Origin of the sequence: Leucobacter viscericola (assembly GCF_011299575.1) — a bacterium.
GTDB lineage: Bacteria > Actinomycetota > Actinomycetes > Actinomycetales > Microbacteriaceae > Leucobacter > Leucobacter viscericola.
Window position 1 is genome coordinate 1416809 of the sequence record NZ_CP049863.1, and the last position, 22155, is coordinate 1438963.

Here is a 22155-nt window from a genome sequence, read left to right on the forward strand (position 1 = left end):
GTCCTTAATGTTGGGATGCGTTCACTCCAAACCCAATAACTCGCAGAAACATTTGAGCACCCACCCGTAACGCTCTCGAAACACGGACAGGTAATAGTTACAACCAAGCAATAGTATGGGGAATACGTCGTGCGAGAAGGGAGCGGATCTATGCAGCTGCTCTGCCTGACAGACCGGGATCCAGCAGATTCGCTGCCGGGGCTCGACCTTCTCCCGCACGAGATCCGCACGTCACCCCTCTCCCTGCGTGTGCCAGATACGATGGCTGACCGTTTTGACGCGATCCTTATCGACGGCACCCTTGACCCCCGCCGCGCCCGCACGGCAAGCATGAGTCTGATCGATTCGACGGAGACTCCCCGGGTTGTTGTGCTCTCGGAAGTTGCGCTGCCGGTTCTCACGACCGACTGGGGTGTTCGGGATCTGCTACTACCGACCGCTAGCCCTGCTGAGATCGAGCTCAGACTTCGCCTGCTCGAGCGCCCGTCGCTCGCCGACGAGACACCCTCACCCGCGGTGCAGGCAGCTGGTGTGGTCATTGACGAGTCAAACTTCATTGCGAGGGTCTACGGTCGCACGCTCGACCTGACCTACAAGGAGTTCGAGCTGCTGCACTTCTTGACGGGCCACCCCGGTCGAGTCTTCACCCGCGAGCAACTGCTGAGCGAGGTGTGGGGCACTGACTACTTCGGCGGCACCCGCACGGTTGATGTGCACGTGCGGCGCCTGCGCGCAAAGCTCGGTGACCACGAGGGGCTCATCAGCACCGTTCGCGGTGTTGGTTATGGATTCGCCCGCGCCCGCTACGAGGAGACTTCTGAATGAACACCGCACCCGTCCCCGCTGCTGATCTGGCAACCGCGCGAACCATCATCGCCGCGGCCGAGGAACGCGACGGTGCCTCGCCCGTGTCAGACCAGGCGATGCTCGCGGTCGCTCAGGGCCAGCGAGAGCTGGCGCTGTTCGGGGACGAGGCCGTTGCGGTTGGCATCGTCGGCGACGGCGAGGTCGACCTGGTTGTGCATCCGGAACATCGCGGGCGCGGGATCGGCTCGGCGGCGCTCGCTGAGCTCGTTGCGCGCGGTTCGGGATCCGGCGGTTCAGGATCGCTGCGCGCTTGGTCGCACGGCGATAACCCTGCCGCAGACGCCATCCTCGCGAAGGCCGGGTTTGCTCCGGTGCGCTCGCTGTTTCGGATGGCGCTCGATCCTGCCCTGCTGCCGAGTGACGGCCGCGATCCTTTGAGCCTCACTCCGCCCGCCGGTTTCGCGCTGCGCAACTGCCGAAGCGGCGACACAACCGCCGCCGAGGACTGGGTTCGTGTCAACGCCGCGGCCTTCGCCGACCACCCCGAGCAGGGGCGCATGACGGTGACCGACTTCGATCTCATCACGCAGGAAGACTGGTTCGATCCGGCCGACCTCTTTATTCTGGCCGGACCCGAGGGTGTTGCGGCAGGGTCAACCTGGATCAAAACCACCCCCGACGAGTCTGAACTCTACGCAATCGGAATTCACCCGGATCACGCGGGCCACGGCCTCGGTCGATACCTGCTCGACGTCACGCTTGCACGCATGGCGCAGCATCGGCCGGAGCGGGTCACGCTCTACGTCGACGGCGACAACACCCGCGCTGTGAAGATGTACGAGGCCGCCGGGTTCACCATAGATTCACGCAGCCAGCAGTGGGAGCGACCAGCAATGTCAGTGGCTAGTGCCAGAATGGATGCATGAGCGAACAGACGCGCGACGTTGCAACCCGCGACAGCCTGCCCGCGGATCGGTACATTGACCGCGAGCTGAGCTGGCTTGCGTTTAACCAGAGGGTGCTGGAGCTGGCGGAAGATCCGACGATCCCACTGCTAGAACGAGCCAACTTTCTTGCCATCTTCGCGTCGAACCTCGACGAGTTCTTTATGGTGCGAGTTGCGGGCCTCAAGCGCCGCATCGTGACCGGCCTCGCGGTGCCGACCAACGTTGGTCGCGCACCCACCGACGTACTCGAAGACATCAACCGCACCGCCTACGAACTGCAGTTGCGGCACGCCCGCTGCTTCGTCGAGCAGGTGCAGCCCGCGCTGGCGGAGGCCGGGGTGCGGATCGTGGAGTGGGAGCAGCTCGACAACGCCGATCGCGAGATTCTGACCGACTACTACGAGCACAACATCTACCCGGTGCTCATGCCACTCGCGGTTGATCCTGCCCACCCGTTCCCCTACATTTCGGGGCGCGCGCTCAACATGTCGATTCGGGTGCGCAACCCACGCACCGACAAGATCGAGTTCGCGCGATTGAAGGTGCCGCAGATGATCCCGCGTTATGTGCGCGTGGATCGGCGCGAGTCCGACGACAACGTGCGATTTATCGCGCTTGAGGAGCTGATCGCGAACCAGCTCGACGGCCTCTTCCCAGGCATGGAGGTGATCGACGACCACGTCTTCCGCGTCACGCGCAACGAAGACATGGAGATCGAAGAAGACGAGACCGAAAACCTCATCCAGGCGCTCGAGAAAGAGCTGCTGCGGCGTCGATTCGGCCCGCCGATTCGGCTGGAACTCTCCGACGACATGGACGAGGCAACACTCGACCTGCTCGTCTCGGAGTTCGACATCGACGAGCAGCAGGTGTACACACTCCCATCGCCGCTCGACCTGAGTGGCCTGTTTGCGCTCGGTGGTGTGCAGCGCCCCGACCTCAAGTTCAAGCCGCACATTCCGGTGACGCACCCGAAGTTCCGCAAGAGCTCACCGAGCGAAAAGCCCGACATCTTTGCGGCCATCGCGCGCCGCGAAGTGCTGGTGCACCACCCCTACGAATCGTTTGCGACGAGCGTGCAGGCCTTTGTTGAGCAGGCTGCGACCGATCCCGATGTACTCGCGATCAAGCAGACCCTGTACCGCACCTCGGGCGACAGCCCCATCATCGCGGCGCTCATCGCGGCGGCCGAGGCCGGCAAGCAGGTGCTCGCGCTCGTTGAGGTGAAGGCTCGGTTTGACGAGGAAGCGAACATTTCGTGGGCGCGCAAGCTCGAGCAGGCTGGCGTGCACGTGGTCTACGGCCTCGTTGGTCTGAAGACCCACTGCAAACTGGTTCAGGTTATTCGCCAAGAGGGCGGTCAGCTGAAGCACTACTGCCACATCGGCACGGGCAACTACAACCCGAAGACCAGCCGCATCTACGAAGACTTTGGCTTGTTCACGACCTCCCCCGAGGTCGGTCGCGACGTCACCAAACTGTTCAACGTGCTCTCGGGGTACGCGATCGAAACCGACTACGACCGCCTGTTGGTTGCACCTCTACAGCTGCGGGCTGGTCTGCTCGAGCGCATCGAGCGCGAGGCCGAGAACGCGCGCGCGGGGCTGCCGAGCGGTATCAAGCTCAAGGCCAACTCGATGGTCGACGAGGTCATTATCGATGCCCTCTACCTCGCCGGTCAGGCCGGGGTGCCCATCGAGATCTGGGTGCGTGGCATCTGCTCGATCCGCGCTGGTGTGCCGGGGCTTTCTGAGAACATCCAGGTGCGCTCGGTGCTGGGGCGCTACCTCGAACACTCGCGCATCTACGCGTTCGAGAATAACGGGAATCGCGAGGTGTTCATCGGCTCCGCCGACCTGATGCACCGCAACCTCGACCGCCGCATCGAGGTGCTAGTGCGCATCATCGACCGCGAGCACCTCGGTCGCATCGATCGGTTCTTCGAGTTCGCGTTTAGCGACGACGTGTCGTCGTGGCGCATGCTGCCAGACGGTACGTGGCAGCGCCGCGTCATTAGCGAAGAGGGGGAGCTGCTGCCAGATCTGCAAGACCTCGTGATGCTCGATCGCACAGAGGCCGGTTCAAGGAGAGCCCGTTGAGCAAAGAGACTCTCGCTGCCGGTACCGTGTGCTGGCGGCGCGTGGTGCAGCCGAACGGCGCCAGCCAAGTGATGGTGCTGCTGATCCACCGCACCAAACAAAAAGACGTGTCGTTTCCAAAGGGCAAGCTCGATCCCGGCGAGAGCATGCCCGAGGCCGCCGTACGCGAGACCTGGGAAGAAACGGGACTCTCGGTGTTTCTTGGTTCACACCTCGGCACCATTCATTACGGCATCGGCGGCGGCAACAAAAAGACCGTGCAGTACTGGGCGGCAGAAGTGACACCCGAGATGGCTTTGGCATCAACGTTCACACCAAACTCCGAGGTGCAGGCGCTCGAGTGGGTGCCCATCGATGCTGCTCGCAAGCGGCTGAGCTACAAGGCCGACCGCGAGCTCTACGATGTTTTCCTTGAGCTCGCCGCCCACGAATTGCTGGATACCTTCACCGTGACGCTCTTGCGGCATGCAAAGGCCGAGCCTCGCGGCGAGCAATTTCCTGTTGACTGCGAGAGACCCCTCACCGAAGCCGGCACCGTGCAGGCGGCAACGGTCGCGCACATCGTCGAGACTTTTGGCCCTCGTCGCATCTACTCATCGACCGCGGTGCGCTGCCTCGAAACCGTTGCGCCACTCTCCGCGCGTCTCGGCCGCAAGGTTCGGGCAAAGACGTCGCTGAGCCAAGACAACTGGGACACGGGTGATCTCGACGGTTTGCGCAAGCTCGTCGGCAAGATTGTCTCCCGCGGCAAGAGTGTTGTCGTGTGCAGCCATCGCCCCGTGCTGCCCGATCTCGCACGAGAACTCATGCTTGCGACGGGCAGTCTGCCGGGTAAATATGTCGAGAAAGCAGCCGCAATGCCACCGGCAGGTTTCTCGGTGTTTCACCTCTCACGCACGCGCCCAGGCGCCGGCATCCTGGGTGTAGAAACCTACCCGCTAGAGCACTAGGCCCGGCCCACCCCCAGCCCCCCAATCCCACCGACAAGCCATGATTTCGTCGAAGAGCCATCTGATTTGATGTGCTCTCGACGGGACCATGGCTTGTCGGCGAGGGGGCGGCGGCCGAGAGGCGGGCCAGCAGGGGCCAGCAGGAGCCAGCACAGTCCAGCCCACGTTCACTCGCTGTTCACCTCTTGGCAGACCTCAATACACCCAGCCTGTCTAGCTTGGAATATGTGGCCAGTGTGGCCGCACATTTCATCAGCTCTCAGATTGGTTCTCAAGTGAAGCTTTCAACACTGATCAAGACCGCGGCTATCGGAAGCATCGCCGCGCTCGCACTCACCTCTTGCGCCGCGAACGAGTCGTCCGCCAAGCCATCCGACGACACCAGCACGACCTCTTCCCTCTCGGGTGAGCTCATCGGTGCAGGTGCTTCTTCGCAGGGCTCCGCGCAAGAGGCCTGGATCTCAGGGTTCCAGACCACAAACGACAAGGTCACTGTGAACTACGATCCAACCGGATCGGGTGCCGGCCGCGAGACCTTCCAGCAGGGCGCAAGCGCGTTCGCCGGGTCTGACCGCGCGTTCAAGGTCGATGAGATCAAGGCGGGCCCGTTCGACTCGTGCGCCGCAGACAGCGACATCGTCGAGTTTCCCGCGTACATCTCGCCCATCGCGCTGATCTTCAACGTCAAGGGCGTCGATTCGCTCAAGCTTGACGCGTCAACCGTCGCGAAGATTTTCTCGGGCAAGATCACCAAGTGGAACGACCCGGCGATCGCCGCACTGAACTCGGGTGCAACACTGCCAGACGCGAACATCGTGCCGGTGCACCGCTCCGATAAGTCGGGCACCACTGAGAACTTCACCGATTACCTCGCCGCTGCAGCGCCCGCTGACTGGGCACCGGGCGCAATCGAGGAGTGGCCCACCGACCTCGGCGGCGAGGCAGCCCAGGGCACCTCGGGTGTGGTTGAGGCCGTCACCAATGGTGTTGGCACCATCGGTTACGCCGACGCCTCACGCGCTGGCGATCTCTCCACCGTCGAGATCAAGGTCGGCGACAAGTTCGTCGCCTACTCACCGGAAGCCGCCGCGGCCATCGTTGACGCATCGCCACTCGAAGAGGGCCGCAGCACCCACGATCTCGCCATCGCGATCGACCGCACCAGCACCGCAGACGGCACCTACCCGATCGTGCTCGTGAGCTACCTCATCGGTTGCCAGAACTACAAGGATTCGGCCCAGGCCGATCTGGTGAAGGCCTACTTCAACTACATCGTGAGCACCGAGGGTCAGGATCAGGCGGCCAAGGCCGCCGGCAGCGCCCCGATCTCCGATGACCTGCGCAGCAAGGTTCAGGTCGCGATCGACGCGATCAAGTAAGGATCGTCGCCTGCTCTCCGTCATTCTGCGCGAGGAACGAGTCGCAGAATCTCACTGCAGATTCTGCGACTCGCAAGCTCGCGCAGAATGACGTGGGGGCAACTCGCGCAGGATTACAGTAGCCCAACCACCACCGAAGGACACCAGTGACAACAGCCAAGCCGGTTCTGAGCCGGGGAGACCGCGTCTTCTCCCGCTCAGCAGTGTTTGCCGGGAGCATGATCCTCGTGACGCTCGCGGCCGTTGCCGCGTTTTTGATTGCGCAGAGTCTGCCCGCTTTCTTCGCAACCGATAAGACCGCAAGTCTCCTCACGAGCAACTTCTGGGCCTACGTCGGCCCGCTAGTCTTCGGCACCGTTTGGGCAGCGACACTCGCCCTGCTCATCGCGTTGCCCCTCTCAATCGGCATTGCGCTCTTCATCTCGCACTACGCACCCCGCAAACTTGCACAGGTGCTGGGTTACATCGTCGATCTGCTCGCAGCGGTGCCCAGCGTGGTGTTCGGCCTGTGGGGCATCGGGGTGCTCTCCCCCGCGGCCCAACCGGTCTACGCGTGGTTGAACGACAACCTCGGCTGGATCCCGCTCTTCGGAGGTGTGGTGACCGGCACGGGGCGCACGATCCTGACCGCATCCCTGGTGCTCGCGGTGATGATTCTGCCCATCATGACGGCCATTTGCCGCGAGGTCTTTCTGCAGGCGCCCGCGCTGCATGAGGAGGCCGCACTCGCACTCGGCGCGACCCGCTGGGAGATGATCCGCCTCGCGGTGCTGCCCTTTGGTCGCCCCGGCATCGTCTCGGCCGCCATGCTCGGCCTTGGTCGCGCCCTCGGCGAGACGATGGCCGTTGCCATGGTGCTCTCGGCGACGGGTGTGGTGAGCTTCCGCCTGCTCACCTCAGAGAACCCCTCAACGATCGCAGCGAATATCGCGCTCTCGTTCCCGGAAGCCTACGGCGAAAACATTAACGTGCTGATTGCAACGGGTCTGATCCTCTTCATCGTCACATTCCTGGTGAACGCGGTTGCTCGCTGGATCGTCAGCCGCCGCGCCGAGTTCAACGGAGCTAACTAATGGCCATCACCATTCGCCCCAGCACTGCGTCCACTCTCGCGGGCAACCGTCTGCCCCGCAGCACTCCTTGGATCACGCTCGTAGCGAGCCTCGCCGCCGCCTTTGCGCTCTTTGGCCTCATCGCGCTCGCCTCAGGTCACAAGTTCTCGCTGATCGGCGCGACCCTGACCGGTTTACTCGCGTACCTGCTTATCATTTCCATTCTGTCCGCCACCGTCGAGGGGCGCCGACAGGCCATGGACCGCTTCATCACCGGGGTCGTGACGGGCGCGTTTTTGCTCGCCATGGTGCCGCTGGTTTCGCTCGGGATCACGGTCGTCTCAAACGGACTCGCTCGATTCGACGCCGAGTTCTTCACCTCGTCGATGCGCAACGTCACGGGCGAGGGCGGCGGCGCGCTGCATGCCATGATCGGCACGCTGCTCATCACCCTCGCGGCAACGATCATCTCGGTGCCGCTCGGGCTCATGACCTCGATCTATCTAGTCGAATACGGCCGCGGTCGGCTCGCACGCATCATCACGTTCCTCGTTGACGTGATGACGGGCATTCCTTCAATCGTCGCGGGTCTGTTCGCCTACGCGCTGTTCGCGATCTTCCTGGGTCCGGGGGTACGCATGGGCATCGTTGGTGCTGTCGCGCTGTCGGTGCTGATGATTCCAGTGGTGGTTCGCTCGAGCGAGGAGATGCTGCGGCTTGTGCCCAACGAGCTGCGTGAGGCCTCCTACGCGCTGGGCGTGCCGAAGTGGCGCACGATCCTGAAGGTGGTGTTGCCTACGTCTATCGCGGGCATCACAACCGGCATCATGCTCTCCATCGCTCGTGTGATCGGCGAGACCGCACCACTGCTTATTACCGCCGGCTTCACCGCCTCCATGAACTACGACCTGTTCAAAGACCGCATGCAGTCACTGCCCGTGTACGTGTACACGCAGTTTGCGAACCAGGGCAACCCGGCCTTCGCGTTTCTTGACCGGGCGTGGGCGGCGGCGCTGCTGCTGATCCTCATCGTCATGGCACTCAACCTCTTTGCCCGCTTGATCGCCCGCTGGTTCGCTCCCAAAACCGGCCGCTAGCACTCCCTGAACCAGAAAGCACACAACATGTCGAAGCGCATCGAGGTCACCGACCTCAACGTCTACTACTCCAAGTTTCTCGCGGTCGAGGGTGTCACCATGAACATCGAGCCCCGCAGCGTCACCGCCTTCATCGGGCCGTCGGGTTGCGGCAAGTCCACCTTCTTGCGCACGCTCAACCGCATGCACGAGGCGATCCCGGGCGCCCGCGTCGAGGGTGAGGTGCTGCTCGACGGCGAGAACCTGTACGCGACGGGAGTTGATCCTGTGCTCGTGCGCCGCCAGGTTGGCATGGTGTTTCAGCGCCCCAACCCGTTTCCCACGATGTCGATTCGCGAGAACGTGCTCGCGGGTGTGCGCCTGAACAATCGCAAGATGTCGAAGTCGGATTCTGACGCCCTCGTGGAGAGCTCGCTGCAGGGCGCAAACCTGTGGAACGAAGTGAAGGATCGGCTCGACAAGCCGGGATCGGGGCTCTCGGGTGGGCAGCAGCAGCGTCTCTGCATCGCGCGCGCCATCGCGGTGTCGCCCGAGGTGCTGCTGATGGACGAGCCCTGCTCCGCCCTCGACCCGATCTCGACCCTCGCGATCGAGGACCTGATCGACGAACTGAAGAAGCAGTACACGATCGTGATTGTGACGCACAACATGCAGCAGGCATCGCGGGTGTCGGATCGCACGGCGTTCTTCAACATCGCTGGCACCGGCAAGCCCGGCAAGCTGATCGAGTACGACGACACCAGCACGATGTTCTCGACGCCGTCGGTTCAGGCGACCGAGGATTACGTCTCTGGGCGGTTTGGGTAGGCTGCTGAAGCCTCTCGAGCCGCCATCCGCGGGTCAGTTTCTGGTACTAAACCGCGTTTTAGTACCAGAAACTGACCCGCGAATTTGGGCTACGGGCCAGGACCTACCGGCCCACCGGCCCACCGGCCCACCGGCCCACCGGCCCACCGGCCCACAATAAGCCCGGGCATAAAAAATACCGAGCCGCAGAAACGCCTCTCGGCGGAAGGCCGCTCGAGGCGGCAAAAATTGGAGCCCGGGGTTACTGCGGCCCGGCAGCTACGAGTTTAGCGTAGGCAGCCCGATCCTGACCACTCCCCGACCAATCACGCGCGGCGTGAACGCAAGTCAACATTATGGTCGACCATACGGTTGAGTTGCGTTCACTCCAGCGTGCCGTCGCGCCAGCGCGTGGCGCCACCGTGCAAATCGTGGGCAAAGGTTGAGTAGCGCAGCGCCCTTGTGGTGAGCATCGCCGCGTGCTCGTCGTCGTTATTGTCGCGCGAATCCGCGAGATCGGCGGCTCCCAGCGACATGATCCTGCAGTAGCTGGCCGCACGTTCGAGTGCGTCGCCGAGGTCACCGGTGAAGGCACCCCTCAGGATCGTGTCGCACAGCTCCGTGATCGAGGCTGGCGTCGCGGGCTCTGCCACTCCCGCAACGATGGGGTCAATCGTCACCGCGATTGCGGCACCGCGTCGGTACAGCTCCGCGGTCAGCTCAGGATCGGCTCCCGCCACTCGCCGCAGCAGATACAGCCGCCAAAGAACCCCCGCAAGCGAGTGCGCTCCCTGGTGCGCCCACAACTCAGCAATGTCGTTCAGACCGCTACCCGAGGCCAGCTGCACCACCCGCTCGACGATCACCGGATCGGCCCCCTTGCGCACTCGATCGAGCAACGCCCAGGAGGTCTCCTGTGCAATGCGGTGCGATGCCCCGGGTTCATCTGAACCGATCAGCCAGTCAAAACTGTAACTCGGCAGCAGGACGGGACGTGGGTGCTCTCGACTCAACGGTCTCCTTCAATTAGTTCAGGATCGCGGATCCTCAATTCGGATCAGCGACCCGGCGAGTATACGCCGCATGCCTGATCTAGAGGTCAACATTGTTTTTGTAATAGAAAATCTTTCGATTTTCAAGTATGCAAAATTACTACTTACGACCCCTCTTTGACTACGCAGAATGGGGAAAACAACTACGTATATCTCTTGTCGCGCGTAACTTCTGGACTTCATCAGATGACATCTTGGACCTGTAGCCCCCGGGCACGTCCCAGAATTTCGATCCAATGACGGAGAAACTGCTGTGCGAATAACGTCGCTGTCTAGAACACGCATTGTCTTAATGGTCGCCATGACCGCACTCGTAGCGCTGTGCGCGACGTTCCTTCCCCAAGTTTCAAGCCCGGGTGCGCGCGCAGATGTTCCCTGCGCAGAAGACGCACTCACCACACGATTCGATCGCTCACTCACAAACGATGAGCTCATTCGCTACAGCGCCCACATCGTGCAGAACGGCGAGGTTGTCTACGACGGAACAGGCGGCGGGCAACCGGCGTCTGCGCGAATCTGGTCGGGGAGCAAGTGGCTCACCTCTGCCACAATCCTTCGCCTGCAGGAGCTCGGGATGCTCGACATCACGGCTCCCATCTCGACGTACCTGCCCGCCGGAACAGTGTTTTACGGCTCCAACGGGTCAATCACTCTAGAGCAGCTGCTCTCACACACCTCGGGGCTCAATGAAGCGCTGCTCCCCTCGGGCGTCAGCGATCCCGCCCTCTTGGCAGCCCCGCTCCTGGCCGGAGCACCGCAGTTCGCTGCGGGAGCGCAATTCCTGTACATGAACGGCGACTACGAGGTCGCGGCCTACATTGGGCAGCTTGTTGTTCAGTCGGCCACCGGCGCCGCAACCTTGCCGTCGTGGGATTCTGTCTTCCACACTTACATTGGCGATCCGCTCGGCATGACCGCAACGACGTTCTCCTACAACGCGCTCGGCCGCGGCACAGCGGCTGCCGGCGCAACCTCAACCTCCGCCGACTACGGCAAGTTTCTCGCTGCGATCCTCGCAAATGACGGATCCCTCCTCACCCCGGCAAGCATCGCATCGATGAAGACCCCGCGCATATCTTGGTCTCCCGCTGCCGCATCTGCGCGCGGCCAGTCGGGCACCATCGGCTACGGGCTCGGCGTGTGGCTCAACGATTACAACAATGATGGCGTCGCGGATGCCTACAACAGCGCGGGCATGGGTGGTGGAGTCGCGAGCTGGGGCTTCATCGACACTCTCAGCAACGCGTACGGCATGATCATGGGAACGCCCAGCACCCAGTCGGGCACCGCTTCGTCTTCGAAAACGTTCATCGATCTTGCGGGCAACATCGTTGGAATCCTGCGCGAACCCTGCCCGGTCGGCAACTTCAACGTCACCAAGACCGTGAGCGGCGCAGGATCCAGCCTCGTACCTGCAGCGACTACATTCACGGTGAACTACAGCTACAACAACGTGGGAACCCCGGTCACCGGAACACTCTCGGTGAAGAACGGCGAGACCAAGGGCCTCACAGCCCTCCCCACCGGAACCGTGGTCACGCTTTCTGAAGCGGCGCCGACCCCGATCGCGGGGGTCGTGTACGGCACCCCCGTCTTCTCCGGCAGCGGTGTCACAGTCTCGGGATCAAGCGCGACATTCACCATCGGCGACGGCACGACCGTCAACGTCGGCCTCGAAAACCCCACCACACTCGCACCACCAACTCTTGGCAGCTTCGACGTAACCAAGACCGTAACCGGCACTGGATCCGGCCTCGTACCGGCGACAACCGGGTTCACGGTGAACTACAGCTACGACAACGCGGGAGCCCCTGTTTCCGGAACACTCTCGGTCAAGAACGGCGAAACGAAGGGTCTCACCGACCTTCCAAAGGGAACCATCGTCACGCTCTCCGAAGCGACTCCAACACCGGTCACGGACGTCACCTATGGCGAGCCCGTATTCTCCGGCAACGGCGTGACGGTCTCGGGTTCAAGCGCAACCTTTACGATCGGTGATGACACGACGGTCCATGTGAGCCTTGAGAACCCCACAACCAAGACTCCGCCGCCACCGGTTGTGGTCGACCACTTCGGAGACTTTGAAGTTACGAAGAAGGTTACGGGTAACGGATCCTCGCTCGTTCCCGCCACGACCAGGTTCTCCGTCAAGTACAGCTACCAGAAGTCGGGCAAGGTAGTGAGTGGATCTCTCGCCGTAAAGAACGGTGAGACCCAGGGCCTCGCGAATATCCCGACCGGAACCATCGTCACGCTCTCCGAGGCGAAGCCTTCCGCGGTCACCGGTGTGAGCTTCGGCACCCCCGTGTTCTCAGGTAGCGGTGTCACGGTAACCGAGACTGGTGCAAAAGTTACGATTGGTGATGGCACCACGGTCAAGGTTTCGCTCGAGAACCCCACCAAGGCGACTCCCCCGGGAACGAGCACCACAACGTTCTCGCCGACTGGCCTGGCCGTCACCGGCTCAACCGGTGTCGGGATCCTCGTCGGGATTGGGGCGCTCCTTGCACTTGCGGGTGGAGCCCTCGTGATGCGGCGCAAGCGCTACAGAAAGGTCTAGCTAGGTCACCTGGCTACTGAGACGGGCGGTGCGGACATTGTTGTCCGCACCGCCTTTTTGGCCTCCAAGAGCAAACTACTTAGTCACCCTAGGTACACCACTTACTTTTCCAAGAAAAGCACTTCCGTCTGAGTCAAACATCACTTCACTGAGCAAATTTACCGAAATCATTTCGATTCCATCAAGTTGAATGAACACTGTGACATCCGCTCCATGGAACAGGGCGGACGGAACATCAACATCTAGGGGAAAGAATTATCTTGAGTAAATTTAAGAGAATTGTCGGCATGGTTGCACTGGGCGCTGTTGCGCTCGGCGCGGCTGGCGTCGGCACAATCGCCTCGCCCGCGAACGCGGTTGAGGCACCGAGTCTCACAAAAGTAGACCGCATGGAAGGCCACTGGACTTTCTTTAGCTATGACGGGACCCGCGCGCCCGTCGCATACCAATACGGCCTCAACAAGAGCGGTTACTTTAACTTTGATTACACGGACTGGGACGTAAACCGGACCGATATGCCGCAATCGCTCATCGACCTCGCTGGTGTTGTCTCAATGCCCGCAGTGGGCAAGACAGGCGAGATCATGGTCGGCACAAACCGGCAGTGCTTCCAGTACTTTCCTGCCGATACAAACAGAATCAGGACTAGCACGTGCGATGGTTCTGCTGCGCAGCAGTTTGACATCGTCGACACCGGTAACGGGAACAACACCTTCTACGTAATGCAGGGTGGCCTCTACCTCACCGACATGAGCGGCTTCGGTGTGATGTCCAGCAAGTGGAATCGAACCCACGCTTTCTATCTCCCCCCTTTCTCGCCAGTCGCAGACTCGACGGTCTCTCTGGCAGATGCCACCGGCACTGTCGGTGACGTTTCGGTCACCTACGGCCAGGCTGCCTCGGTCAGCGTGCCGGTAACTGATGCGCCGCCTTACTCGAGCATTGTCGTATCCGTTGACGGTGTTGCACAACCCGCCGTCAAGGTGAACACCACCACTCCAAAGGTCACGCTGCCAGCCGGCGCATACCCGGCTGGTGAGCACGACATCACAGCCTCACTCGTCAACACGGGTGACAACTCCACCGTGTACGCAATCAGCTCCGCAAAGCTGCGGGTGGCACAGGCCGCCTCAACTACTTCACTGGAACTCGGTGAAGACTTCGTCTCGGTCACGGGCAAGGTTGCTGGCCAGTACGGCACCATCCCAACCGGAACCGTCACTCTCACCTTCGAGGGCAAGACTGTTGGAACCGCAACTCTCGCAGCAGATGGCACCTACTCGACCACCCTTACGGGATGGTCTGCAACGGGCATTCTTGAGCGCGACCTCATTGCGAACTATGCCGGTGACACAAACCACACCGCTTCCAGCGTGACCGTAGCGGTTCCCGCAAACCATGCAGAACCAACCGTCACCCTGGGTGACGGCGACGGTAAGGCTGGCGACGTAACGGTGACCTATGGCCAGCCGGCAAAAATCGGAGTTGCGGTAACCGATGCCCCCGCTAATTCGAGCGTTGTTGTTTGGGTCGACGGCCTCGCGCAGACCCCTGTCGCGTTGACAGGCACCACTGCGACTATCACGGTTCCTGCAGGCGCTTACACCGCGGGCGACCACAAGGTCACCATGACCCTCGTTGATGCGGCTACCGGTTCTACGCTGTACGCGTCGGGTGACGCGAAGTTGATCGTGAAGCAGGCGACCACCAAGACCACAGTCGCGCTAAATAAGGATCAGAAGTCAGTTGCTGGCAAGGTCACCGCACAGTACGGCACGATTCCGACCGGTACCGTTACCCTCACGTTCGAGGGCAAGCAAGTTGGCACAGCGACCGTCGCGAAAGATGGCAGCTACAAGGCCACGCTGACCGGCTGGACTATCCCGGCCAAGGCCACAAAGCGCACCCTCCTTGCAAACTACGCGGGCGACAAGAACCACGTAAAGTCAACCGTGTCGCAGGTCGTCACTGTTGATGGGTCGAAGGTTCCGGGCGGTCTCTGCTCTGCTCCTCGTCCGATCCCTGTGTTCGCTGACACCCCTCTCGCTCACAAGTTCTACAAAGAGATCGACTGGATGGAGTGCATGAAGTACTCGACCGGATGGCGCCAGCCCGTTGGCAAGCCGCTCTACAAGCCTGCCGACAATCTGGAGCGTCAGGCAATGGCAGCGTTCATCTTCCGTATGGAAGCTCCTAAGAGCTACAAGGCACCTGCCGTGTCACCGTTTGCTGATGTGAAGCCGGGCGACTCCTATTACAAGGAGATCGCGTGGATGTACGAAGCGAAGCTCTCCACTGGCTACAAGGAAGCCGCTGGCAAGCCGACGTTCCGCCCGCACGATTCCCTCTCACGTGAAGCAATGGCGGCGTTTATCTACCGCCTCGAGGCTCCCAAGAACTACAAGGCACCTGCGGTGTCACCGATGGCTGATATGAAGCCCGGAATGTCGTTCTACAAGGAGATCTCGTGGATGTACGACGTGAAGCTCTCGACCGGCAACAAGACCGCGACCGGCAAGGAGTACTGGCCTAAGGACAACCTGTCGCGTCAAGCGATGGCAGCGTTCATCTACCGCCTGGTGCTCGACTACCGCGCCTAACCAGCAGTAATCCCGGTTCCGAACCGGAACGAGACCTCCGGTTGTGGAGAAGCGATCAATGCCTCTCCACGACCGGAGGTCTTACTGCGTTCAAGAACCCGACAAACTTTCAAACTGTAATACCCAAGGAACCAGAATGACGACAAAACCTATCCCCACTTCCTCAGGCAGCTACGCAACGCTAACCGGAACCACAATCACCGCCGGCTCGAAAGTCATCACAAAGCAGGGTTGTGTGGTCATCGAAGATGGACACATCGGCCTTCTGCGCGAGAACGGCGACCTGATTGATAGCGCCCCCGTGAGCGACTTGGTCGTCAAAGCCGGTTTCCTCTATTCGATGACGTCAATCCTTCTGCTCACCCTCAACGGAAAGAAGTATCGAGTCATGCTGGTCTGGGAAAAACTGATCAACGCCGGGTTCGGCGACGAGCAGGCAAAGGAAGCCCAGTTCGCAGAAAACAAGCGCTTTGCCACGGTCGTGCAGTCACTTGGAGGACAGGTCAAGGGCGTGAAGTGAGCCGGGAGCCGCTGGCTCCTCCTGCCTCGATCCGGTCCTACTGCGAGTCCCGGGGGTTTACCCTCCGGGACTCGTTGATCGATCCACCTTTTTCTGGAGTCCTCTTCCGTTCACGCGGTCACGTTGAGTTTTCCTCGGTCATTGATGCGAGCAACTCGAACAGTCCTTTCGTGCTCGCGCAAGTGCGCAACCGAAAGTTCACAAGCCCAAGGGTCGCTGCACTCATCATCCCCCTGCCTCGGCCAGTTCCAAACCTCATTTGCGCGAGCACCCGAGGTAGCCTATTTTCTAGGCTCGGCATCTCCATACACCCGAGCCAACGGCTCTCGCTCGAAGGAAACTTCAACTCCCATTTCACCCTCTACTGCCCCAAGCAGTTTGCGCACGATGCTCTCTATGTGTTGACCCCCGATTTGATGGCGCACCTCATCGATATCGAGGGTGTGCGAGACATCGAGTTTGTCGATGACAGGATCATTCTTTATTTCCCGGTCAGAGTCATGTATGCGAACGGCCAATTAGATGACGCGGCGACTCTCGTGCGAGCCGTAGAAAGCACACTCCGCAGGCAGACTGAGTTATACAGTGACTCGACTCAGGAAGCCGGCCTACACAAGGATCCTTTTCGTCGCGCCCAACTCACGACGCATCAAGCACAAAGCCGTGTGATCAGCAATACAGGCAGACGCATCCGAACCAGAGCCACAAAGTGGCAACGGGCTGGACAGATCCTCGGCGGAACCGCAATGGCCCTCGCAGCCGCCTACTGGGTGACCACGGTTGCGAGCACTTTACTTCCCTAAGTAACCACCGCAGCTCCCCGAACCCCACGGTCAGAACCCTCAACACTGTTACGTAGTGAGAACGAACCACACGCACTTCAGTAGAGATCACAGCAGAAACCGTACGTACTTCTTGTGGGCCGCTACGGGGGTTTGACGAAACAAACGCACGTGCGCGATTCCATGCCGCATGCTCGATTCCGGGGCACTCAGTCATGTTTCATCCAAAACTTAGGGGATAGTAGATTGGAACAACTCGGCAGACTCACGCAGGTGGAGCGGCTACTTCGCGGACGCAGCGACGAGCTCGCCATCGCGGCAGAACTCCTGCGCACACGCAGCAGCATCGATATCGTCGGCGCACACTTGAGCGGACGCACCTCGTTTTTGAAAGAACTGGGGCGTCGCCTCGACAGCGTTGGGCTCGATTACCTGTTCATCAGCGGTATTGAAGATTTTCAGGATCACCCCTTCGGCACGCTGATGGCGTCCGGACTCTTTGCACCAAACGATGCAAACGTAACCGTCTCGCGCGCGATCGAGGCCCTCAGCAATCAACTGGGCGACGGCAGGGCCGTCATTTTGGTCGACAACTGGAACGACCTCGACGACCTCTCGCGGGGTGTCATTCAGTCGGTCTCGGCGCAGCGAAATGTTCCAGTCGCCAGCACGCGCCTCAGCGTTCCGGCTCCACGCTCGCGTGCAGCGGAGAAGCACTCCGCCGCGGCGCGATCCAGACTGCTGATCGAAATGAAGCCGGTCTCCTCCGACGATCTTGCACTCATTCTTCGTGATTACCTTGGGGGTGCTGTCGATGCCTCGCTCGGAGCGAGGATCTTCTCGAAGTCCGGCGGAAACATTGGCCTCGCGATCAAGCTCGCAGACTCTGCGGTCACTCACAAGAGGATCCTGTCAGAGGGCACCGCGTGGAGGGTCAAACACGATCTCTGGAACCCGGCACTGCTTGGTGTAATCGAAGACTTTCTCACCGGTCTGACCCCAACCGCGCAAGATGCCCTTGAGGTGCTCGCACTGTCGGGCGTTCGTGAGCTCCCCGCAGCGACAAAACTCGTCGGGTGGGACATGCTTGAAGAGCTTGAGTCGCACTCCTTCCTCAAAATGTATTCGGCTCAGGATCAGAACCTCCTCACGCTCTCACCTCCCCTCATCGTGGAGTATTTTCGGCGGTCACCCGCAACGCTCAGAAGGCTTCGCCAAGAACAGCTCATCGAGCACAAACTGGGTTGTGCGATTCCGCACGCGTCCGCCGAGCACCAGGCAGCAGACGCTCTTGAATCAGACGCTGAGCAAGATGCCATGTTCACCCGGATCATTCGCGAGCAGGCAAAGTCACGCGCCCTCGAAGCTGCTGAGCGCTGGCAGCACGATCCCACGGCAGACTCTTGTGTGGCCTACGTTAAGGCTCTCGCAAAAACTGATGCCTCGATGCTCGACATCGAATCGGCGTTGTATGCCACGCCAGCAACCGGCTCGCTGGCTGCACAGGCTGAACTTGTGAGGCTTCGGGCGGAGTGGCGCGCCTGCACGCTCAACGATCTGGATGGCGCCCTCGCCGACCTTGAAGCGAGCAGAGATCAGCTGGGCGAATACGAGCGTTGCGTCGACGCCTACGCGGTCACTCTTGAGTCCATGCTGAGGTCGGTGCCCGAAGACTTCGAGGCACGACTTACGCCCAGCCCGGGCCTTGTTGCCCCTGTTGAAGACAAGCTCGGCAGAACACTCGCTCTGGTTCTGAGCATCACCGGCCGTTTCGACGAGGCAAAGGATGCCTACGACCGCACGGTTCAGGCGATAACAACCGGCAACGACCCGCTGCTGAACTACATTCTTTTTGGGCAGGGGCACGTACAGCAGGCACACGCACGCTCGGCCGAGGGGTTCGAGCATGCCCTGGCTGAGCTGGATCTCGAGGGCTGCCACGCTCACGCGGTGGTGCTTTCAGGGATCCTGATCCCAGATGGCAGGTTCACAGAGCTCAAGCGCATCCTGGCAACGATCCTCTCCGCCGGCGGATCCGCCCGTTTTCTTGCTGAGTGGTCGACGCAGCAGAGTCTTGAGGTCAGCGCGGCGGTTCTCGCGCTGCACCAGGGACGCCCGAAGACCGCGCTCGCGCACCTCGAAGCCGCCGACGAGTTTGGCCTCGAGGGCCCCTTCCAGGCGCAGTCATCGCAGTGGGCCGCGGCTCAGCTCATGATTCAACAGGGTGAGCAGGCAAGCGCGGCTGAACTGTTGTGGGAAGAGTCGATTCACTTGTGGCGACGCAACGCAAAACCCGCGGCGGTCTACGGCATGCTTCGGAGCATCGAAATCTCGCCTTCCCCGCAGCGCCTCGCGCTCACACAAACGAAACTGAAGACGATTCAGTCGCCATCACTCTCCGCTTACTTCGATTACCTCCTGCTTGTGCAGGAGAACAGGTACAACAACACTGCCGAAGTGGCGGCCAAGCTGCTTGACACCATGCAGACCGCACTTGCGCTCTCGAGCTATCGAGCCGCCGCGGATCACTTTCGCAAGGCTGGCGACACCGAGCGGACCGAGGCTATGAACGAGGCACTCGCGAAACTGAAGAAGCAGCACAGTGAGGTCTCAGATGCCGGGATGGGGCAGGCTCCACACCCGAGCCTCACACCCCGCGAGCTCCAGGTCGCATGGCTGGTCGCCTTTGGCAGAAGTAACCAGGAGATCGCGGAGGAGCTCACTCTCAGCGTCAGAACGGTAGAAACTCATGTTCACAAGATCATGAAAAAGACAAACGCCAAAACCCGCCTGCAGGTTGCGGACCGGCTCTGAGCGACCTAGCGATCCACCTGGATCGAGTATTGAACGTCGTCCCTTGTGGCGCTGTTCGTCTTTCGCAGAATATGGCGAACATGGGTCTCAACGGTTCGCACGCTCAGAACAAGCCGCTCCGCAATCTGCCTGTTGGTCAGGCCCTTCGCGATCAGCACCGCCACCTCAGTCTCCCTAGTGGTGAGCCCTGATACCTGCGGGTTGTACCCCGCGACCTCGTAGTGGTTCGCGGGCAGAGATTGGATCAGCTGCACTCTGAAATCAACCAGCTGGGCAGATCTGCGGCCTCCCTGCTGCTCGTGATCCCAGCGAATCGCGTGATCCAGCGCGAGGATCGCGAGCCCACTGCGACCAGCTCGAACGAGCCGGTCAGCAAGCTCTTCGACGTTATCGCCATTGCCGAGAGACACGAACCTCAGGTAGTCAACGAGTGCGGCAACAAACTCACCCTCAACCAGCTTTGCGGTTTGTGCGGCCTCTTCAAGCCGTTCGTCATTGGGTGAGGTGCGGATCGACGAGAGCTGCAGTAACACTCCCGCGTAGATCATTCCACGATCTAAGAGGTCCTGTCCGCTGGCCCACAGCACTTCGGCGGCCTCGTCGGGCTTTCCCTCGCCGATCAACACCTGTGCCCGCAGGATCGCCACACTCTCATTCGGCATCGGCCCGTCGGGCAGTCCCATCTCTTGAACCGCACTCAGCGAAGCCTCGGCCTGGGCGGCTTCGCCGCTCCGTGCCGCAATCAAACCCGAGGTCACCTCAAGCACAAACTGCGCGGAGGCCGACTCAAGCAGCCTCGGCGGTCGCCCTGCCGGGAAGATAGCACTGAGGATCTCCTCGGCATCGTCAAAGCGGCCGTCGGCCTCGAGGCAGTACACCAGCGCTGAAGCGTGGGTGCGAACGGCCTCAAAATCGAGCGCGTTGCGGGAGTCCTCGTATCCTTGCCTAGCCCAGGCAAGCGCGGAGTCGGCCCGACCCTGCCCCAACAGGGCAATGCCGTACAGCGCGTTGGGGGCGTTGCCAAGCCGCAGCCGCGACAGCGCATCAACACGGTCGTAGGCTCGCTGTGCGGCTTCGAATCGCCCAACTGAGATGAGCACGTACATCTGGGAACGCAGGAGAGCGATCTCGACGTCGCTCGGCAGGTCGTGTGTAATCTCCAGTATTGAGGCGTAGTCCTCAGGGATTCGCCGCAGCGAACTCTGCAGCGTCACCGAAAACGCTTCCGAGATTCTGCGATACGAGCCCCAGCGTTCCGGTGCACTCTCGAGAAGCGCTATCGCCCCATCAACGTCTTTGGTCTCGTAGGCCATCCACTCGGCTCGCAAGCACAGGTAGTCGGCTTCCGCGCTGTAGTTGTTGCTCTCTTGCAAGGGGGTCTCAAAAATGGTCACGAATTCTTCGGGGGTGCTGCCAACCACGTGCATCGCCCGAATAAGGTGCCTTGCGGTTTCAGCCGATGGCTCGCGCTTCCATTCGGCGTAGGTCACCTGGGCTCGCGTTTGAGCCTGCTCGTGTGTGAGCCTCGTGAAGATCGCGCCGTCCTCAGAAGAGAGGTGCCCGTCTGGCGAGGCAACGGCGAACGGTGCGAGCGGCTGAGTTCCGAGTTTGCTCAGCAGTACATCAGTCAGGCGAATCTTCTGTATTCTTTGCGAGTCACTCCGCAGGTATTCGACCAGCGCAGGTGGGTACAGCGTCACGAGCTGCCGAGTTCCCGACGCGTACACTTTCAGCAGAGCGCTCGCCTCAAGAGATTCGAGGATGCTCCAGTCGACAACGTCGCGCAGCGTCTCGACGTCGCACACTCCCGCCAGGGCGATCGTCTGAACGGCGTCCCGCTCCCCCGCGTTGAGAGGTTCGAGGTACGCCTCCAGCACTCCGTTCAGCGCTGGCGACCACAGGCTGCGAACCGCGATCCAAACGCCGTTGCGCTGAACGAGCCTGCCGCTCAGCGCCCCCGACGCAAGCATTTTTGTGGCGATACCGGCAAGCCCACCAGATTTTGCGTAGAGGCGACTGAGGGTTGTTGGATCTACACTGCCACCGAGTTGCGCTTCCGCCATCTCAGTCATCTCCGCGAATCTGAGCGGATCAACAGTCGCCACAAGTGCGTTGGTTGACGAAGCGGAGTGCAGCCCACTCGGCGTCTGCCTCACCTTACGACCGAGCAATCGCGACACCGCAACGGGGTGCCGCGTGCGCTGGCGAACCACCTCGATGACACCCCACGTGGACTCGTCAAGATCGTCCCAGTTATCAACAACAAAAACGAACTCGTCCTCGCCCGCGTACTCAAGCAGTGAGTCTATTGCCGTCGCCAGTTGCGACTTCCCGGGCCCTGCTGTTCCGGGCAGGATCCCGGCCGTCATCAGCGCCCCGAAGTTTACGCTGGCGAGCGACGCGTTCCCGCGGATCCGCACGGCCTTCCAGCCCTCGTCACCCAAGCGGTCAATCAGATCGTTCAGGAAGAGTGTTCTGCCGCTTCCACGCATACCAACAACGTCGAGGTTCTCACCGCTAAGCAGTGTTTCCACCCCAAACCGCAAAGAGTCCATTCGATCAGACATTGCTACCCCCTGTGCCCTGATCCTACGAGGGAGAGTGGGGCTAGGTCGAGGGGTATTTAGTGCTGTTCGCAGCATTTCCGATGCACAACGATTCAAATTTCACAAGCGCCTTGCGGCGAGCGCACATTGGGACGAATGTGAGG

General features: G+C 61.1%; 15 protein-coding genes. 13 read left to right on the forward strand and 2 right to left on the reverse strand.

The features are described from left to right. The first annotated feature begins 150 nt into the window (after positions 1-150). The 8 genes from G7068_RS06545 (at position 151) to pstB (ending at position 9138) form a co-directional block, all read left to right on the forward strand. Positions 151-825, forward strand: coding sequence for a winged helix-turn-helix transcriptional regulator (locus tag G7068_RS06545; RefSeq protein ID WP_166290414.1), 675 nt, complete (start codon positions 151-153; stop codon positions 823-825). Further along, positions 822-1733, forward strand: coding sequence for a mycothiol synthase (mshD, locus tag G7068_RS06550; RefSeq protein ID WP_166290416.1), 912 nt, complete (start codon positions 822-824; stop codon positions 1731-1733). The genes G7068_RS06545 and mshD overlap by 4 nt, the downstream gene beginning before the upstream one ends. Further along, positions 1730-3853, forward strand: a complete 2124-nt coding sequence (locus G7068_RS06555; protein WP_166290418.1) for an RNA degradosome polyphosphate kinase — start codon at positions 1730-1732, stop codon at positions 3851-3853. The genes mshD and G7068_RS06555 overlap by 4 nt, the downstream gene beginning before the upstream one ends. Beyond that, positions 3850-4803: an NUDIX hydrolase gene (locus tag G7068_RS06560; RefSeq protein ID WP_166290420.1), complete on the forward strand. Its 954-nt coding sequence runs from the start codon at positions 3850-3852 to the stop codon at positions 4801-4803. The genes G7068_RS06555 and G7068_RS06560 overlap by 4 nt, the downstream gene beginning before the upstream one ends. Before the next feature lie 275 nt (positions 4804-5078). Further along, positions 5079-6182, forward strand: coding sequence for a phosphate ABC transporter substrate-binding protein PstS (gene pstS, locus G7068_RS06565; protein WP_166290422.1), 1104 nt, complete (start codon positions 5079-5081; stop codon positions 6180-6182). Between the two features lie 146 nt (positions 6183-6328). After that, on the forward strand, positions 6329-7255 hold the full coding sequence (pstC, locus tag G7068_RS06570; RefSeq protein WP_166290424.1) for a phosphate ABC transporter permease subunit PstC: 927 nt from the start codon (positions 6329-6331) through the stop codon (positions 7253-7255). Continuing rightward, positions 7255-8331: a phosphate ABC transporter permease PstA gene (pstA, locus tag G7068_RS06575; protein WP_166290426.1), complete on the forward strand. Its 1077-nt coding sequence runs from the start codon at positions 7255-7257 to the stop codon at positions 8329-8331. The genes pstC and pstA overlap by 1 nt, the downstream gene beginning before the upstream one ends. Before the next feature lie 27 nt (positions 8332-8358). Next, positions 8359-9138: a phosphate ABC transporter ATP-binding protein PstB gene (pstB, locus tag G7068_RS06580; RefSeq protein ID WP_166290428.1), complete on the forward strand. Its 780-nt coding sequence runs from the start codon at positions 8359-8361 to the stop codon at positions 9136-9138. A gap of 362 nt (positions 9139-9500) precedes the next feature. On the opposite strand, the gene G7068_RS06585 is transcribed toward pstB, so the two are convergent. Continuing rightward, a complete protein-coding gene (locus G7068_RS06585) occupies positions 9501-10130 on the reverse strand; it encodes a hypothetical protein (RefSeq protein WP_166290430.1) in 630 nt (209 codons plus the stop codon). 340 nt (positions 10131-10470) lie between these two features. Here G7068_RS06585 and G7068_RS06590 point away from each other — a divergent pair, with 340 nt between their 5' ends. From G7068_RS06590 to G7068_RS06610, 5 genes are all read left to right on the forward strand, one after another. Beyond that, entirely contained in the window at positions 10471-12729 is a 2259-nt protein-coding gene (locus G7068_RS06590; RefSeq protein ID WP_166290432.1) for a DUF5979 domain-containing protein, read from the forward strand. 287 nt (positions 12730-13016) lie between these two features. Beyond that, complete coding sequence (locus G7068_RS06595) at positions 13017-15329, forward strand: Ig-like domain repeat protein (protein ID WP_166290434.1); 2313 nt, start codon at positions 13017-13019, stop codon at positions 15327-15329. A 136-nt stretch (positions 15330-15465) separates the two neighbouring features. Continuing rightward, complete coding sequence (locus tag G7068_RS06600) at positions 15466-15849, forward strand: hypothetical protein (protein WP_166290436.1); 384 nt, start codon at positions 15466-15468, stop codon at positions 15847-15849. 398 nt (positions 15850-16247) lie between these two features. Continuing rightward, positions 16248-16652 carry a hypothetical protein gene (locus G7068_RS06605; RefSeq protein ID WP_166290438.1) on the forward strand — a complete coding sequence of 135 codons (405 nt, stop codon included), beginning with the start codon at positions 16248-16250 and terminating at the stop codon, positions 16650-16652. Between the two features lie 225 nt (positions 16653-16877). Beyond that, positions 16878-19445, forward strand: coding sequence for a helix-turn-helix transcriptional regulator (locus G7068_RS06610; protein ID WP_166290440.1), 2568 nt, complete (start codon positions 16878-16880; stop codon positions 19443-19445). 5 nt (positions 19446-19450) lie between these two features. On the opposite strand, the gene G7068_RS06615 is transcribed toward G7068_RS06610, so the two are convergent. Beyond that, complete coding sequence (locus tag G7068_RS06615) at positions 19451-22012, reverse strand: LuxR family transcriptional regulator (RefSeq protein ID WP_166290442.1); 2562 nt, start codon at positions 22010-22012, stop codon at positions 19451-19453. Positions 22013-22155: the final 143 nt, after the last annotated feature.

What these genes read in the sequence shown, in the direction of transcription:
- G7068_RS06545 (WP_166290414.1), top strand. Translation starts at nt 151, where the DNA reads ATGCAGCTGCTCTGCCTGACAGACCGGGATCCAGCAGATTCGCTGCCG.
- mshD (WP_166290416.1), top strand. Translation starts at nt 822, where the DNA reads ATGAACACCGCACCCGTCCCCGCTGCTGATCTGGCAACCGCGCGAACC.
- G7068_RS06555 (WP_166290418.1), top strand. Translation starts at nt 1,730, where the DNA reads ATGAGCGAACAGACGCGCGACGTTGCAACCCGCGACAGCCTGCCCGCG.
- pstA (WP_166290426.1), top strand. Translation starts at nt 7,255, where the DNA reads ATGGCCATCACCATTCGCCCCAGCACTGCGTCCACTCTCGCGGGCAAC.
- pstB (WP_166290428.1), top strand. Translation starts at nt 8,359, where the DNA reads ATGTCGAAGCGCATCGAGGTCACCGACCTCAACGTCTACTACTCCAAG.
- G7068_RS06590 (WP_166290432.1), top strand. Translation starts at nt 10,471, where the DNA reads ATGACCGCACTCGTAGCGCTGTGCGCGACGTTCCTTCCCCAAGTTTCA.
- G7068_RS06595 (WP_166290434.1), top strand. Translation starts at nt 13,017, where the DNA reads ATGGTTGCACTGGGCGCTGTTGCGCTCGGCGCGGCTGGCGTCGGCACA.
- G7068_RS06600 (WP_166290436.1), top strand. Translation starts at nt 15,466, where the DNA reads ATGACGACAAAACCTATCCCCACTTCCTCAGGCAGCTACGCAACGCTA.
- G7068_RS06615 (WP_166290442.1), bottom strand. Translation starts at nt 22,012, where the DNA reads ATGTCTGATCGAATGGACTCTTTGCGGTTTGGGGTGGAAACACTGCTT.